Source organism: Nocardioides immobilis, assembly GCF_003515065.1.
Classification (GTDB): domain Bacteria; phylum Actinomycetota; class Actinomycetes; order Propionibacteriales; family Nocardioidaceae; genus Nocardioides; species Nocardioides immobilis.
In genome coordinates this window covers 1-16,051 of the sequence record NZ_QXGH01000046.1, presented here as the reverse complement: position 1 = coordinate 16,051, position 16,051 = coordinate 1, and the positions used below count along the sequence as shown (strand labels likewise).

The following is a 16,051-nucleotide window of genomic DNA, read 5'->3' as shown; positions in this document are numbered from 1 at the left end:
CCTGTCAGGGGGTGGTGTTCCGGAGGTAGGAGAGACCGCCGGGACCGGCAGTGACGATGTCGGGCTTCCCGTCGCCGTTGTAGTCGGCCACCATCGGGTTCTGCGGGAAGGACGCGACGGTGAAGTCGCCGACCCTGCGCATCGCCGCAGTGCCGTTGCCGGCCAGGACCGTGACGCCCGGCTGTGCCGACGCCAGCCACGAGACGGCCAGGTCCTTCCTCCCGTCCTGGTTCAGGTCGGCAGCGGTCAGGCTGGTCGGGCCCGCCCCGCCGAACTGGTAGCTGCCCACGGATCCGGTGAACGCACCCTGGCCGTTGGTCAGGGCGGTGGTCAGCGTGAAGCTGAACGAGCCGATCGCCGCCATGTCGTCGAAGCCGTCGCCGTTGAGGTCGATGGCCGCGATGTCCTCGGGCACCAGGCCGCCGCCGACGTAGAGGGTCCCGGTCGCGGTGAACGCGCCGCCCCCGTTGCTCCTGAGCGCGTAGATGGTGCTCGAGCAGCCGTCGACCGCGAAGAGGTCGCTCCTGGTGTCGTTGTCGAGCCGGGCCGGCGAGATCGCCGAGACGGCGCAGGCCCCGCTGAGCTGGGTGGTCGGACCGGCGGCGAATGTCCCGTTGCCGTTGTTGATCAGTGTCTGGATCGCCGTGAACGTGGGGGCGGCGACGTCGAGGTCACCGTCACTGTCGAGGTCGAGCAACCGGGGCTCGACCTGGCCGCCGAGGGCCTGGGAGTACGACGGGCCGGCGGTGAAGCCACCGGCACCGTTGCCGTACCGCACCATCATCTCGGAGGTGGTCGCCGCGACGACGTCCGGCTTGCCGTCGCCGTTGATGTCGCCCGCGTCGAGGCCCTGGGCGCCGGCGGTGCCGGCGATCTCGGCGCCCGGAGTGAACGTGCCGTCGCCGTCACCGGTCGCGAGCACGATGTTGCCCTGGGTGAAGTCGGTGATCGTCACGATGTCCGGACGACCGTCGGAGTCGAAGTCCGCGGTCGCGGAGCCTCGCGGCGCCGGGCCCGGGCCCATGCCGTTGTCGAGGGCCGTCTCGACGTACGGCGCGAACGACGGGTCGACGGCGTGGGCGGGGGTGGTGGTGGCCAGGAGAGCTCCGGCCGCCACGGCAACAGGAAAGAGGACGTTTCGCATATGACGGAAGGTAGGCCTCGTGTGACCATTCGACAATCGGCCTTTTCAGATAGAGCGGTAGTGGCGCCGGTGGGCGGGCGTCATGTCGTTGCGGAGGCCGTGGCAGAATGGGGCCTGCGGTCTTGACGCCTCCGGGCTGTGCCGCGCCCTGTTGCCAGAACTTCTGCCGTATCGAGAGGTGTTCGTGTCGTCGAACGCACGCAAGGTCCCCGCTGCGGTGCTCGCGCACCCTTCCATCGTCGCCCTGATCGAACGGGCCACTCCGGTGGGCAGCGTGAGTCCGGAGGACGTCCGGCAGGCATGCGCCGCGGCCGACGTCGCCGCGCCGCACCTGAAGTCGTTCCTGGGTCATCTCGCCGGCCTCGGCATCTCGGTCGCCATGCCGGCGACCGACCGCGCCGTCGCCGCGACGAGCACGCGCAAGACCACCACCGCCAGCACGGCGAAGAAGGCCCCGGCCAAGAAGGCTTCCCCGGCCAAGGCTGAGGAGCCGGACCAGGCCGAGCCCGCCAAGAAGGCCGCCGCCAAGAAGGCCGCGCCGGCGAAGAAGGCCACCGCCGGGAAGGCGGGCGCCGAAGCGGCGCCGGTCATCGGCCCCGACGGCAAGAAGATCCTTCCCGACCTTCCGGACGGGCAGTTCGAGAAGGACGTCAAGGCCGACCCGACCATCGTCGAGGACGAGAAGGAAGCCGCATCGGCGTCCTTCGTCGTCTCGGCGGCCGACGACACCGACGAGCCCGAGCAGCAGGTCATGGTCGCGGGTGCGACCGCCGACCCGGTCAAGGACTACCTCAAGCAGATCGGCAAGGTGCCGCTCCTCAACGCCGAGATGGAGGTGGAGCTGGCCAAGCGCATCGAGGCCGGGCTCTTCTCCGAGGAGAAGCTCGCCAAGGGCGGCAAGGTCTCTCCCAAGGTCCAGGAGGAGCTGGAATGGATCGCCGAGGACGGCCGGCGCGCCAAGAACCACCTGCTCGAGGCCAACCTCCGACTCGTGGTCTCGCTCGCGAAGCGCTACACCGGCCGCGGCATGCTGTTCCTGGACCTGATCCAGGAGGGCAACCTCGGTCTGATCCGCGCCGTGGAGAAGTTCGACTACACCAAGGGCTACAAGTTCTCGACGTACGCCACCTGGTGGATCCGGCAGGCGATCACCCGCGCGATGGCCGACCAGGCCCGCACCATCCGGATCCCGGTCCACATGGTCGAGGTCATCAACAAGCTTGCCCGCGTCCAGCGGCAGATGCTGCAGGACCTCGGGCGCGAGCCCACCCCGGAGGAGCTCGCCAAGGAGCTCGACATGACGCCCGAGAAGGTCGTCGAGGTCCAGAAGTACGGCCGCGAGCCCATCTCGCTGCACACCCCGCTGGGTGAGGACGGCGACTCCGAGTTCGGCGACCTGATCGAGGACTCCGAGGCGATCGTCCCGGCCGACGCGGTCAGCTTCACGCTGCTCCAGGAGCAGCTCCACGCCGTGCTCGACACCCTGTCCGAGCGCGAGGCCGGTGTGGTCTCGATGCGGTTCGGTCTCACCGACGGCCAGCCGAAGACGCTCGACGAGATCGGCAAGGTCTACGGCGTGACCCGCGAGCGGATCCGCCAGATCGAGTCGAAGACGATGTCGAAGCTGCGCCACCCCAGCCGCTCGCAGGTCCTGCGCGACTACCTGGACTGAGCTCAGGCGCCGCACACCACCGTGGCGAACGAACCGGAGTTGCTCCGGGTGGAGACCACCCGCCCATCGACACTCGCGGTGCAGGTCACGGTGCCGGACACCACCTGGCCGATGACGAGGGCCACCGGCGCGCTCCCGCTCACCGTCGCCTCCGCCCGCCACGATCCGTCGGCCGTGGCCCGCCCGTCGCGGTAGGTGGAGCCGGTCCGAAAGGCGTACTTGACCCCGACCATCCCACCCGAGGCGGAGGTGACGGTGAGCACGGCACGGTGCGGCCCCTCGGAGAGGGTCGATATGTCGCCCGGCGCCCTCGTCAGCAAGCTGGGCGCGTCCTCCTCCCGTTCCGAGCCGGCCTTGTCGGGGCGGCTTTCGCGACCGTCCCGCTTTCGCCGGTCGTGCTCGCGACCGGTCTCGCGCTGCGCCGGGTAGTCGGGGGTGTTCGCCGACGGATCACTCCCCGCGTCGTCATCGTCCCGATGCGTGAGGAGAAGGACCGCTGCAACCAGCGCGACCACCGAGACCGCCGCGACGGCCCAGTAAGCGCGCCGCGAGGTGTAGCGGTAGCGGACAGGCACATCTGGCCAACGAGCCACCCGGGCCGGCGCTATCTTCGCGGAGCGCAGCGGTAGCCCCGGCAAGGACAGCGTGAAACTCCTGGGAGGACTGACCTGCTCGACGATCAGCCGGCCGCGACCATCGCCACTGCGACCCCGCAGAGGACGAGTCCGGAGCCCTGGATGCGGTAGATGTGCTCGCGGAGGACCAGCGCCGCGAGCAGGATGGTGAACGCCGGGTAGAGCGAGGTCAGGACGGCGGCGACCGTGAGCAGGCCGGTCTGGGTGGCCAGCAGGAACATCAGCACTGCCGCGGTCGCCACCAGTCCCGCGACGGCGCCCCACCACTCCGACGCCGCGGTCGGCAGCCACGGCTCCCGGAGCGCGGTCGCCAGGAGGCAGACCGTGACGAGGGTCACGGACTGACCGACCCCGAGCGGCCAGAAGCCGGCGCCGTCCGGGACCTGACCGAGGGCGACGAAGAGCAGACCGAACCCGAGGCCGGCGAGCAGGCCGTCGAGGAGGCCGCCGGTCCGCTCGTCGGTGCTCGCGTCGGGCGTCCGAGCGACCAGCCAGATCCCGGGCAGTGCGATCACGATCCCGGTCGCGACCAGCGCCGAGGGCCGTTCGCCGGTGGCGAGGCCGACCACGACAGGCACGACGGCGGCGCCGACGGCCGACACCGGGGCCACTACGGCCATCCGACCCGTCGCCAGGCCGCGGTAGAGGAAGACGCTGCCCGCGCCGCTGCCCAGGCCCGAGACGGCGCCCCAGGCCAGGTCGGCGGTGGTGGGCTCGCCCGGGAAGGCCGCGGCGAGCGCGACGGCGCCGACCAGGCCACCGAGGCCGGCCAGCATCGCGACCGGCCAGGGCGTCGTACGACGTGACGCGAGGCCGCCGATGAAGTCGGACAGGCCGTACGCCAGGGCCGCGCCCAGCGCGAGGACGACGCCCATCTCAGGTCACGCGGTGGTGGTGCGCACCAAAGGCGGAGGCCCCGGACCGAAGTCCGGGGCCTCCGACGAGGTCGGGGTGACCGCTCAGAGCTCGCCCTCCGGAGCGGTGGCGGGGGTGGTGCCCAGCTTGTGGGTCTCGTCGTGGACCGCGATCGCTACCTGCTTGAGCTTGTCGCCGTGCTCACGCGCGTGGTGGGCGCAGAACAGGAGCTCACCGCCGGAAGCGAGTTCGACGCGAAGGTAGGCCTGGGCACCGCAACGGTCGCAACGGTCTTCTGCGGTCAAGGGTGCGCTGGGGGCAACAGCAGTGTTCATGTTGTGCCTCTTTCTTCGGTCGGTGCCTGATCAACGTAGCGAGTGGTCCCAAGATTCCCGCTGCCGTGTGGTCAATGGCACGTCCATCCTTTCACGGCACCTGCCGCGCCCATCGGTATTTTCACGTCCCGAAACATCCTTGTTATCAACGGCGTCTGCTGACCTCATCGTGTCCCCGTGCAAGACCGTGTGCCTGCATCGAACCTCGGCGTGTCGCAGGTAGATTCGTACCCAGATCGCCACTGTTTCAACCAGGAGCACACCATCACCGACAAGACGTACAACGCCGCTCACCTGCTGGTCCTCGAGGGCCTCGAGGCCGTGCGGAAGCGGCCGGGCATGTACATCGGCTCCACCGACACCCGGGGCCTGATGCACTGCCTGTGGGAGATCATCGACAACGGCGTCGACGAGGCGCTCGGCGGCCACGCCCGCCGGGTCGAGGTGACGCTCCACCCCGACGACTCCGTCGAGGTGTACGACGACGGCCGCGGCATCCCGACCGACAAGGAGCCCAAGACCGGCCTGCCCGGTGTGGAGGTCGTGGCGACCAAGCTGCACGCCGGCGGCAAGTTCGGTGGCGGGTCCTACAACGCCTCGGGCGGTCTCCACGGCGTGGGCCTGTCGGTCGTCAACGCGCTGTCGTCGCGGATGGACATCGACGTCGACCGGTCCCCGTCCCAGCAGGGCATCTCCTTCCAGCGGGGCATCCCCGGCGTGTTCGACGCCGAGGGGCCGAAGGCCGGCTTCACGGCGAAGTCGGGTCTGACCCGCAAGGGCAAGCGGGTCGGCAAGGATCGTTCCGGCACCCGCATCCAGTTCTGGCCCGACCGTCAGATCTTCACCAAGGACGCCAAGTTCGAGCTCGACGGCCTGGTCGGCCGGGCCCGGCAGACGGCCTACATCGTCCCCGGCCTCGAGCTGGTCGTCCGCGACCTGCGCGGCCCCGAGCTCTTCGAGGAGAAGATCCGTCACGACGGGGGCATCTCCGAGTTCGCGGAGGCGCTGAGCCACGGCGAGCCCGTCACCGACGTACTCCGGATCACCGGCACGGACACGTTCACCGAGACCGTGCCGATGCTCGACGAGCAGGGCCACATGACGCCCCAGGACGTCGAGCGGGAGCTGACCGTGGACATCGCGGCCCGGTGGGACACCGGCTACGAGACGGAGGTCCGATCGTTCGTCAACGTGATCGCGACCCCGAAGGGCGGCACCCACGTCGCCGGCTTCGAGGCGGCACTGACCCGGACGTTCAACGACGCGATGCGGGCGTCGAAGGCGCTCAAGGTCAATGACGACGACGTGACCAAGGACGACATCCTCGAGGGCCTCACCGCGATCGTCACGGTCCGGCTGGCCGAGCCGCAGTTCGAGGGCCAGACCAAGGAGATCCTCGGCACGTCCGCCGTCCGCGCCTCGGTGCGGAAGGTCGTCGCCCAGCAGCTCAAGGACTTCCTCACCTCCACCAAGCGCGCCGAGAAGGCGCAGGCGAAGCTCCTGATGGAGAAGGTCGCCGGCGCCGCGAAGACCCGGATCGCCGCCCGTCAGCACAAGGAGACGCAGCGCCGCAAGAACGCGCTCGAGTCGTCCACACTGCCCGCGAAGCTCGCCGACTGTCGCGCCTCCGACGCCGAGCGCACCGAGCTGTTCATCGTCGAGGGCGACTCGGCACTCGGCACCGCCAAGCTGGCGCGCAACTCGGAGTTCCAGGCGCTGCTGCCGATCCGAGGCAAGATCCTCAACGTCCAGAAGGCGTCGGTCGGCGACATGCTGAAAAACGCCGAGTGCTCCTCGATCATCCAGGTCGTCGGAGCGGGTTCCGGCCGGACGTTCGACCTGGATGCGGCGCGCTACGGCCGGGTCATCTTCATGGCCGATGCCGACTCCGACGGCGCCCACATCCGGTGCCTGCTCGCCACGCTGTTCTTCAAGTACATGCCCGAGCTGGTGCGCGAGGGACGCGTCTACACCGCCGTGCCCCCGTTGCACCGGGTCGAGATCTCGAACCCGCGCAAGGGTCAGGACAAGTACGTCTACACCTACTCCGACGACGAGCTCCAGCGGAAGCTGGCCGAGCTGAAGAAGAAGAACGTCCGGTGGAAGGACCCCGTCCAGCGCTACAAGGGCCTGGGCGAGATGGATGCCGACCAGCTGGCCGAGACCACGATGGACCCGCGGCACCGCACCCTGCGTCGGCTGACCGTCGACGACGCGGAGGAGGCGGCGCAGGTCTTCGAGCTCCTCATGGGCTCCGAGGTCGCGCCGCGCAAGGAGTTCATCGTCCGGGGTGCCTACGAGGTCGACGTCGAGTCGCTCGACGCCTGACGGAGCCCGTCAGGTCGCCGCTCGACCCTGCAGCACGAGCGGTCTAGCCAGATCCTGGGATTGCGAAGATGCCCCAGGAGGCGCTGAACGTCGCGGCCGGCTCGATCAGCGTCAGGTCGTCGCCGGAGTTGAAGGCGTCCGGGGGAGCGGTCATCGGCTCGACGGCGATGCTGACCCGCGGGGTCGCGGTGTCGTCGGCGGTGTAGAGCTGGAGCCAGCGATGGTGCTGGTCGACCCACAGCGCCGTACCGGTGCCGTCCGCGGCGACGACCGCGGTCGTGGCACGACCGTCGCTGTCGCGGGCAAGGTCCGTGACGGCGTCGTTGACGACGGTCGCCCCGAGCCGGCGCGGCTCGCGGAAGTCGAGGTCGGTGCCGGTGAGGTCCGCCCGCGCGGTCGGCAACAGCCGGGCGTCGTCGGTCAGCAGCCGGGTGGCGGCCGGGCAGGTGAACGTCCAGTCGTCGACCGGGCCGGTGCCGGCCAGGAGGTACGGGTGCGCACCCGAGGCGTACGGCGCCGCCGAGCCCGCCCGGTTCGTGGCCGACTGGGTCACGGTGAGACCGTCGGGGCCGACGACGTAGGTCACCTCCAGGTCGAGCGTCCACGGGTAGCCCGTCTGCGCCATCAGCCGGTAGCGCAGGGCGACCCGGTCCGACTCGTGGGCGGCCGGCGTCCAGGCCACCCAGCGGGCGAGCCCGTGGGACGCGTTGGACCGCTTCGGCTCGGTCAGGGCGAGCTGGTGGACGGTGCCCGAGCCGGACGGATCGGCGTACCTGCCGTCGCGGATCCGGTTGGGCCACGGCATCAGCAGCTGGCCGCGGCCGCCGCCGGCCATCGCGTCCTCGGCGAAACCGTCGACCAGGGTGCGCCCGTCGCAGGTGAGCGAGCGGAGCGCGGCACCGCTCTCGGTCACGACGGCGGCGTAGCCCGCCGCCTCGATCCGGAACTGCTCGCCGCTGGGTGGAAGCACGGCCCGAGACTAGACGAGCAAGTCCAACGAGCGCGGAGAGTGGCTCAGGTCGATGGGCGCTGAGCTTGGGCGACCCGTCGGATCCGCAGGAGCATCGCGGCGGACGGGATGACCCGACCGTTGACGTAGGTCGACAGCCGCGACGGCGAGGTCCCGATCTGGGCGGCGAACTGCCGCTGGGTGAGCCCGCTGATCGCGACCAGCCGCCGGATCTCGCGCGCGATCGCGTCGCGCTCCCGCTGCTCCTGGCGCTGCTGGTAGACCTTGCGGCACTCCTGGAGGACGGTGGCGATGGCGTCGAGGTTGGCCTCCTTGGTGAGCCGCACGATGTGCTCGCCGTAGGGTCCCCACGGGCTCTCGATCAAGGGCAGCAGCGCGGCCCGCCAGTGTCGGGCGGTGCCGTGCTCGAGCAGGTCGACCAGTTGCGCGGACGTTCGGATGGTCTGGGTCCGCGGCAGGTCCTCGGCGCCGGCGAGCAGCAGCCAGAAGGTCTGGTGGTGGGTGCGCTTGACCGTGGCCGTCACCTTCGTCGGCGACATCCCGCTCCCGGCGAGCCGCTCCCGGATCAGGGCGACGTCACCGAGGATCCGGAGCGCGGCGGTCGTCACCGGCAGGTCGGGCCCGAGTCCGAGCATGTCGTCGAGCTCGCTCTGGATGGTGGCGACCCGCTCCGCGCCGAACGAGCGGATCAGCGAGTCCAGGGTCACGATGTCCTCGGCGTCACCGAGCAGGACCAGGGACACCAGGTTGCTGAGGACCGCGCTCCGCGTCTTGTCCTTCGGCCATCCCGGTGTCGTGGTGTGCGCCATGAAGGCCGACCAGACCGTGCCGGCATCGGCGCGGGCGGCGCGGTCGGATCGAGCGGCGAGGCGGGACTGTGCCTGACTGATCCGATCGATGTCGTCCCGAGCAGGCATGGTCCTCCGCGCCGCGCCCCACGGCCGGCGGGAGCACGACCGAAGCCCGCCCGTGCGGCACAGGAGGGCTCAGTACTTGCAGGGTACGGCGGCGACAGTTGCGCGAGCAGTGCCCCGGAACGGGGAGGCTCTCAGATCTGGCAACACTGTGACGCCCCGCCCGCCCCAGGGGTCACACCTTCTGCGTGAGCAGTCCGGTGTCGACGTCGTACAGGAATCCGCCGACCTCGACGTTGTCCGGGATGAGCGGGTGCGAGCGCACCTTCTGCACGTCCTCCGCCAGCGCCTGGGCCTGGTCCTCGATGACGTGGAACGTCTGCCAGGACGCGTCCTGGCCCGCAGACTCCGACACCCGGGCGCGGAGCTCGCCCTCGGAGGCCGACGCCACTGCACAGCGGGTGTGCGGGACGATGATGATCCGGTCCACCTTCAGCAGGTGGACCGCGAGGACCAGCGCCTCGAGGGCCGCGGAGTCGACCCGGGCGCCGGGGTTGCGGAAGATCTTCGCGTCGCCGGGCGCGAGGCCGACCATGCCGAGCGGGTCGATCCGCGAGTCCATGCAGGTCACGATCGCCAGGCCCGCGTGGGCGACGCCATCGAAGCCACCGAGCTTGAAGTCGATCGCGAAGTCACGGTTCGCCGCGAGCAGGTCGTCGAAGTTGCTCATGGCGCCCAATTTATCCGCCGGTGCGGAGTACGTCGGCCGTGTCCAAGCCTCGGGTCGGCGCCGCGCGGAAGAGCACGAGCGCGAGAACGGCAGCCGCCACCGCCGCGACGGCCGCGCCGGTGAAGACCGACTGCTCCTGCACGATCGCGAGCTCGACCAGGTCGAGGTCGGGGTGCTTCGCGTGCTCGGCGTGGAGCTGGCGCAGCCCCCAGGTGGTCAGCACCGAGATGCCGACCAGCATGCCCACCATCCGCGCGACCACGACCAGCGCGCTCGCGAGCCCGTGCGTGTCGTGGGCGGTGGTCGACAGGATCGCCGCGTTCACCGGCGCCAGCGCGAGCCCGAAGCCGAGGCCGCCCAGCACGAGCGGCACGTTCGACGCGAACCCGTCGAGGCTGGCGACGTCCCACTGCGCCATCCAGAAGAACCCGCCAGCGGCCATCAGCATGCCGACCGCGGTGATCACGCCCGCCGGCAGCCGTCGCAGGAGGTAGCCCCCGACGATCGCGCCGACCGGCAGCGCGACCAGGAAGCGCAGCAGGATCAGTGCCGCGCCGAGCTGGGAGTCGCGATAGGTCGTCGTGCGCGCGAAGAGCGGGATGTCGACCAGTGCGGCGATCAACGCCCACCCGACCAGGAAGCTCACGACGAGCGAGCCCCAGGCCGGCACCGCCGCGAGGGCTGCGCGCGGGATGATCGGAGCGTCGGCACGGAGCAGGTGGACGACGAGTGCCGCCGCCGCGAGACCGGCGCCGAGGAGGAACCAGCCGCCCTTCGGGTTGAACACGGCGACCTCGGGATCGGCGCTCGCGAATGCGAGCACGATGCCGCCGAGGGCCACCGCCAGCAGCGTCGCGCCCACCAGGTCGGCCTCGACCGCTGCCCGGGCCCAGCCGCGGACGTCGATGAGGGGCCGCCGGGCCAGGACGCACCGGAGGACGAGCAGCACGAACGCGCCGATGGCGATGAGGCCGATCGGTGTCACCCAGCGGTTGCCGCCGTCGACGTACGGGATGAAGAGCTGGCCCCAGGTCAGGTCGCGCTTGAGCTCCGACGGCTGGAGGAAGACGAGGAAGCCGGCCGCGAGGAGTCCGACGGCCGCCAGCCCGCCGAGCAGGTCCGGCCTGCCGCTGGTTGAGGTGCGAGGTGCGCCAGCACCGAGCCTCGAGACCTCCGGCTGCCACAGCACCCGGACAGCGACCGCGAGGAGCACGCCGACGGCGAGGTTGATCACGAAGATGGTGCGCCAGGACCCGAACGCGAGCACCAGCGCGCCGAACAGCGGCCCGAGCACGCTGCCGATCTCCTGCACGCCGGACACCAGCCCGAGCGGCAGCCCGCGCTGCTCGATCGGGTAGAGCGCGGCGACCAGCGCCATCGTGGCGGGCACCAGGCCGCCGCCACCGGCGCCCTGGAGGAACCGGCCGATCACCAGCGTGACCAGGTCGTAGGAGACCGCCGTCAGCAGCGAGCCGAACGCGAACACGGCGAGCGACGCTGCGAGCACCGGCACCTGGCCGCGCAGGTCGGCGATCCGCCCGATGAGGGGCAGCATCGCGACGTACCCGAGCAGGAAGCCGGAGACGATCGGCGCCGCCCGCTGGAGCTCGTCGACGGGGATGCCGACCGCCGCCATCATGTCGGGCAGCGCCAGCACGACGACGTAGGTGTCGATCGCGGCGAAGGCGACGGCCGCCGCGCAGAATCCCAGGAGCAGCCGGGACCGGGCATCGGGGCCCGCGCCGGTCTCCCCGTCAGCCGGTGCGGTCATGTCGGGCAGTTCATTCCGGGGCCGTGATCTCCTGCTCGACGTCGTAGTCGTGGACCTCGATGACATAGGTGATCGCGTCCATGCCGGGGAAGAACTCGCCGGTGATCTCGGCCTCCTTGAGGAAGCCGTCGCCGTCGATCCGGTAGGTCGCGTCGAACGAGTCGCCTTCGGCGCACGGGAGGATGTTGCGCACCGTTTCGGACGGGACGGTGCCGGTGAACGGCGTGATCGTCTCGCTGTTGTCGTCGCCGCCGAGCTCGCTCTCGCCCTCCTCGAGGTCCTCGGTCGCGGTCAGGATGGGGGAGACGCCGGTCTCGGGATTCAGCAGCTGGGCCGGGTCGGGCGCGCAGAACTCGCTGGGGTCGACCTTCTGCCAGCCGACGACCGGGGCCTCGACGTAGAGGTCGCCGTCGACGGAGACCACGGGGATCTCGCTCGCATCGATGCCCATCACCCGGCCGGCGACCTCGCCCTCGAAGGCGGCAGGGTCGGCGATCAGCACGCCCTCGGCCGACGCGAGGTAGTCGCCGCTGTCGGGCTTGTCGTCGGTGCTGAGACCGACCTCGACGCCACTGGTCTCGTCGAGCTTGGCCTTCGCGCCCGCCATCACCTCTTCGGGGGTGACCTCGCCGTCACCGTCGTCGTCGAGGTCCTCGTTCTCGGTCACCGGGTCCTCGCCGCCGCTGCAGGCGGTGGCGGAGACCACGGTCAGGCTGCCGACCAGGGCGGCCGCGGCGACTCTGCGGAGCGTGTGGGCAAGCGTCATGGCGTCACCCTGACACAGCCACGGTGAGCACCGTCGCGAGTGGTCCGGCACACGCAGCGAGCGCCTGGCTGCCGGGCACGCCCGAGCCGTCGCGGCGCCCGGTGGCCTCCGGGAGGTCGACGGGCGCACCGCTCGCGGCCGCGGCGCGCGCCGGGGCCGGACCTGCCCACGCGAACACGAGCGTGTCCTCGCCCTTGAGGAACCGGTGGCAGCGGACGCCGCCGGTGGCGCGGCCCTTGGCCGGGTACTCGGCGAAGTCGGTCACCTTCAGCGCGCCGGGCTCGGTGCCGGGGAGCGCGGTGGACGACCCGGACGAGGTGACGAGCACCGCGCCGTCGCCGTACGACGGGAGGTCGAGCGCGCCGAACCAGACCACCCGCTCGCCCGCGGCCAGCCGGACGCCGGCCATGCCGCCGCCCGAGCGGCCCTGCGGCCGGACCCCGGCCGCTCCGTAGTGCAGCAGCTGGGCGTCGGAGGTCACGAAGCAGAGCTCCTCCTCGCCGGTGCGCAGCTCGACCGCACCGACAACCTCGTCGCCGTCCTTGAGGCTGATGACGTCCCACTCGTCCTTGCCGAGCACCTCCGGGTTGACCCGCTTGACCACGCCCTGCCGGGTGCCGAGGGCGAGGCCCGGCCCGTCGGTCGCGAGCGTGCACAGCCCGAGTGCCCGCTCGCCGGCGTCGAGCGAGAGCAGCTCGGTGAGCGGCACGCCGCCCTGGAGGTGTGACTCGTTGGCCGAGGGCGGGATCGTCGGCAGGTCCAGCACGCCGAGCCGCAGGAGCCGGCCCGCGCTGGTGAGGACGCCGATCTCGCCGCGCGCCGTCGCCGGTACTGCCGACACGACCACGTCGTGGTTGGCCCGGGCGCCGCCGGTGCCGACCGGCTCGGCGCTGCTGGTGCGCGCCAGCAGGCCGGTCGAGGAGAGGAGCGCGAAGCACGGGTCGTCGGGGACCTCGAGCGGGACTGCTGCCGCCGTCACCGCGGCGGTGCCGGCCGACTCGAGCAGGACCGTACGGCGAGGCGTGCCGAACGTCTTCGCGACCTCACCGAGCTCGTCGCTCACCACGCGCTTGAGGAGGCCCTCGTCGGCAAGGATCGCGTCGAGCTCCTCGATCTCGCGGCGCAGCGTCTCCTGCTCCTTCTCCAGCTCGATCTTGGAGAACCGGGTGAGCCGGCGCAGCTGCATCTCGAGGATGTAGTCGGCCTGTGCCTGGGACAGGTCGAAGACCGACATCAACCGTTCCTTGGCTGCCGCCGAGTCGTCGCTCGTGCGGATCACCTGGATGACCTCGTCGATGTCGATCAGCGCGATGAGCAGGCCGTCGACCAGGTGCAGCCGCTCGGCCTTCTTGTTGCGGCGGAACTGGGACCGCCGCCGGACCACGTCGTACCGGTGGTCGAGGAAGACCGTCAGCATCTCCTTGAGGCCCAGGGTGCGGGGCTGGCCGTCGACGAGTGCCACGTTGTTGATGCCGAAGGTGTCCTCCATCGGCGTGTGCTTGTAGAGCTGCTCGAGCAGCGCCTCCGGCACGAAGCCGTTCTTGACCTCGATCACCAGGCGGAGGCCGTGGGAGCGGTCGGTGAGGTCCTTCAGGTCGGCGATGCCCTGCAGCTTCTTGCCCTGCACCAGGGTCTTGATCCGCTCGACGACCTTCTCGGTGCCGACGCCGTAGGGGAGCTCGGTGACGACGATGCCCTTGCGGCGGCCGATCGTCTCGATCCGGGTCGTCGCCCGCATCCGGAAGGTGCCGCGACCGGTCTCGTAGGCGTCGCGGATCCCGTCGAGGCCGACGATCTTGCCGCCGGTCGGCAGGTCCGGGCCCGGGATGAACCGCATCAGGCCGTCGACGTCGGTGCCGGGGTGCTTGATCAGGTGGCGCAGCGCCTGCACCACCTCGACCAGGTTGTGCGGCGCCATGTTGGTCGCCATGCCGACCGCGATGCCGGTGGTGCCGTTGACGACCAGGTTGGGGATCGCCGAGGGCAGGACCGAGGGCTCGAGCTCGCGGCTGTCGTAGTTGGGCCGGAAGTCGACGGTGTCCTCGTCGATCGACTCGGTCATCGCCACTGCGGCCGGCGCCATCCGGCACTCGGTGTAACGCATGGCCGCCGGGGAGTCGTCGGAGCTGCCGAAGTTGCCGTGGCCGTCGATGAACGGCAGCCGCATCGACCAGGGCTGGGCCATCCGGACGAGTGCGTCGTAGATGGCGGAGTCGCCGTGCGGGTGCAGCCGACCCATCACCTCCCCGACGACGCGGGCGCTCTTGACGTGGCCGCGGTCGGGACGGAGGCCCATGTCGTTCATCGTGTAGAGGATCCGCCGCTGCACCGGCTTGAGGCCGTCGCGGGCGTCGGGGAGGGCCCGGGAGTAGATGACGGAGTAGGCGTACTCCAGGAACGAGGACTCCATCTCGTCGCGGATGTCGGTGTCGAGGATGTGCTCCTCGAAGTCCTCGGGCGGGGGTGGTGTCGTCGTACGCCGTGCCATGGGGTCATTCTCTCCGGCCGCCCTCACGCCCGACGGGAGGGCTCGCCGTCCTGGGGTCGGCGGCCTTCGGGTTGTCGTCGGTCGCGGCGCGGTTCCCCGGGCCCTGCCTGCGTTTTCAGGAGGCCTGGGCTGCTCGCTGTGCTTGCGGCCGCGGAGGTACGGCTGGTGGTCGCGGTGGGCTAGGCGACTTTACGGCGAAGCCGCAGGCAGTGTTCCATTTTGAATCGAACTGATGTACGATGGAGGCCACTCGGGAGGACTTCATCGTGGTCGCACAGCTGATGCCCCAGCCGCACCCGATCGTGGCGTGCGCCGAGACGGTGTCCACCGTGGTGGCGGAGGTCGCCGAGCTGCAACCGGTCTACATGAGCCCCGATGACAAGCGGGCCGCGGTGGTCGCGTTGACCCGGGCCGAGCGTCAGCTCGCGGAGCTGAAGCTGCGGGTCCTGGCCGCTGCCGGCGACGTCGCCGAGGACGCTGGCGCGCGTGACGTCGGCGCGTGGCTGGCACACCAGACCCAGGCGGACTCGTCAACGGCGCGGGCCGAGGCCCACCTCGCCACCGCGCTGGACTAGAAGTGGTCGCGGGTGGCGGCCGGGATGGCCGCCGGCACCGTGTCGGCGGAGCAGGCGCGGGTGATCGTCGCCGGCCTCGACAACGTCCCGGACCGGGTCGGGGTCGAGGTGATCGCGAAGGCCGAGGAACAGCTCGTCGACTACGCGCGCGACTACCGGCCCAGTGAGCTGCGCCGCCTGGCCCGCCACATTCTCGACGTCGTGGCACCGGAGATCGCCGACGCCGAGGCAGCGAAACGGCTCGAGGCCGAGGAGCAGCGAGCCCGGGAGAAGACCCGGCTCTCGCTACGCCCGGTCGGGGACGGGACAACCCGACTGTCCGGGATGATCCCCGACGAGGCCGCCGCCCGGCTCCGCACCTACCTCGAAGCCTTCACCAGCCCGCGCAAGGCCAAGGACGCACCCACCGGGGAGGAAGACCGCATCCCCTACCCCCGTCGGCTCGGCCGGGCGTTCTGCGCGCTGATCGAGCACCTCAACCCCCGCAAGCTCCCCGCCCACGGCGGCGATGCGACCACGGTGATGGTCACCATCACCGAGGAGTCCCTGATCAAGCGGCTGGCCACCGGCGGCCTGATCGACGCCGACCTCTCCGCCGGCGACAACCTCAGCGCGGAAGCCATCCGGCGGCTGGCCTGCAACGCCGGCATCATCCCGGTCGTCCTCGGCGGGAAGGGCGAGATCCTCGATCTGGGCCGCACCCGCCGCCTCTTCTCACCGGCCCAACGCAAAGCCATGGCCCTACGCGACAAGACCTGCCGCGGCGAAGGCTGCACCGTCCCCGCACCCTGGTGCGAAGTCCATCTGAGGTTCCCCCCGGACCGTAGAGGCATCGACAATGAGGATCGAGATGCCAGAGAAGCGGAAGAAGTACGACCGGGAGTTCCGTGAGGGAGCTGTCCGGATCGTCGAAGAGACCAACAAGCCG

At 70.7% G+C, this 16,051-nt stretch carries 14 protein-coding genes; 4 read left to right on the top strand and 10 right to left on the bottom strand.

Annotated elements, in window-relative coordinates; genetic code table 11:
• Window positions 1-4: 4 nt before the first annotated feature.
• A complete protein-coding gene (locus D0Z08_RS29515) occupies window positions 5-1,144 on the bottom strand; it encodes an FG-GAP repeat domain-containing protein (protein ID WP_118928868.1) in 1,140 nt (379 codons plus the stop codon).
• 178 nt (window positions 1,145-1,322) lie between these two features.
• On the opposite strand from D0Z08_RS29515, the gene D0Z08_RS32460 reads away from it, so the two are divergent.
• On the top strand, window positions 1,323-2,816 hold the full coding sequence (locus D0Z08_RS32460; RefSeq protein ID WP_245994638.1) for an RNA polymerase sigma factor: 1,494 nt from the start codon (window positions 1,323-1,325) through the stop codon (window positions 2,814-2,816).
• Window positions 2,817-2,818: 2 nt separating this feature from the next.
• Here the strand turns inward: D0Z08_RS32460 and D0Z08_RS29505 are convergent, their stop codons facing one another.
• From D0Z08_RS29505 to D0Z08_RS29495, 3 genes are all read right to left on the bottom strand, one after another.
• A complete protein-coding gene (locus D0Z08_RS29505; RefSeq protein WP_118928866.1) occupies window positions 2,819-3,391 on the bottom strand; it encodes a hypothetical protein in 573 nt (190 codons plus the stop codon).
• Between the two features lie 104 nt (window positions 3,392-3,495).
• On the bottom strand, window positions 3,496-4,326 hold the full coding sequence (locus D0Z08_RS29500; RefSeq protein WP_118928865.1) for an EamA family transporter: 831 nt from the start codon (window positions 4,324-4,326) through the stop codon (window positions 3,496-3,498).
• Window positions 4,327-4,410: 84 nt separating this feature from the next.
• Window positions 4,411-4,641, bottom strand: coding sequence for a DUF7455 domain-containing protein (locus tag D0Z08_RS29495; RefSeq protein ID WP_118928864.1), 231 nt, complete (start codon window positions 4,639-4,641; stop codon window positions 4,411-4,413).
• A gap of 264 nt (window positions 4,642-4,905) precedes the next feature.
• Between D0Z08_RS29495 and D0Z08_RS29490 the strand changes: the two genes are divergently transcribed.
• Entirely contained in the window at window positions 4,906-6,969 is a 2,064-nt protein-coding gene (locus D0Z08_RS29490; protein WP_118928898.1) for a DNA gyrase/topoisomerase IV subunit B, read from the top strand.
• A 43-nt stretch (window positions 6,970-7,012) separates the two neighbouring features.
• Here D0Z08_RS29490 and D0Z08_RS29485 read toward each other — a convergent pair whose 3' ends face one another.
• From D0Z08_RS29485 to D0Z08_RS29460, 6 genes are all read right to left on the bottom strand, one after another.
• Window positions 7,013-7,939 carry an aldose 1-epimerase family protein gene (locus D0Z08_RS29485; RefSeq protein WP_118928863.1) on the bottom strand — a complete coding sequence of 309 codons (927 nt, stop codon included), beginning with the start codon at window positions 7,937-7,939 and terminating at the stop codon, window positions 7,013-7,015.
• A 44-nt stretch (window positions 7,940-7,983) separates the two neighbouring features.
• Complete coding sequence (locus D0Z08_RS29480; RefSeq protein WP_118928862.1) at window positions 7,984-8,856, bottom strand: helix-turn-helix domain-containing protein; 873 nt, start codon at window positions 8,854-8,856, stop codon at window positions 7,984-7,986.
• 172 nt (window positions 8,857-9,028) lie between these two features.
• On the bottom strand, window positions 9,029-9,523 hold the full coding sequence (locus D0Z08_RS29475; protein ID WP_118928861.1) for a beta-class carbonic anhydrase: 495 nt from the start codon (window positions 9,521-9,523) through the stop codon (window positions 9,029-9,031).
• Between the two features lie 10 nt (window positions 9,524-9,533).
• Window positions 9,534-11,294 (bottom strand): MFS transporter, encoded by a 1,761-nt coding sequence (locus D0Z08_RS29470; protein WP_118928860.1) that lies wholly within the window; start codon window positions 11,292-11,294, stop codon window positions 9,534-9,536.
• Between the two features lie 10 nt (window positions 11,295-11,304).
• On the bottom strand, window positions 11,305-12,060 hold the full coding sequence (locus D0Z08_RS29465; protein WP_118928859.1) for an LppX_LprAFG lipoprotein: 756 nt from the start codon (window positions 12,058-12,060) through the stop codon (window positions 11,305-11,307).
• A 4-nt stretch (window positions 12,061-12,064) separates the two neighbouring features.
• The gene (locus D0Z08_RS29460; protein WP_118928858.1) at window positions 12,065-14,548 is read right to left on the bottom strand and encodes a DNA gyrase/topoisomerase IV subunit A; all 2,484 of its coding nucleotides are present in this window, start codon (window positions 14,546-14,548) and stop codon (window positions 12,065-12,067) included.
• A gap of 239 nt (window positions 14,549-14,787) precedes the next feature.
• Here D0Z08_RS29460 and D0Z08_RS29455 point away from each other — a divergent pair, with 239 nt between their 5' ends.
• Window positions 14,788-15,123, top strand: a complete 336-nt coding sequence (locus tag D0Z08_RS29455) for a hypothetical protein (RefSeq protein ID WP_118928857.1) — start codon at window positions 14,788-14,790, stop codon at window positions 15,121-15,123.
• 12 nt (window positions 15,124-15,135) lie between these two features.
• Entirely contained in the window at window positions 15,136-16,014 is an 879-nt protein-coding gene (locus D0Z08_RS29450; protein WP_281271794.1) for a DUF222 domain-containing protein, read from the top strand.
• Window positions 16,015-16,051 lie beyond the last annotated feature (37 nt).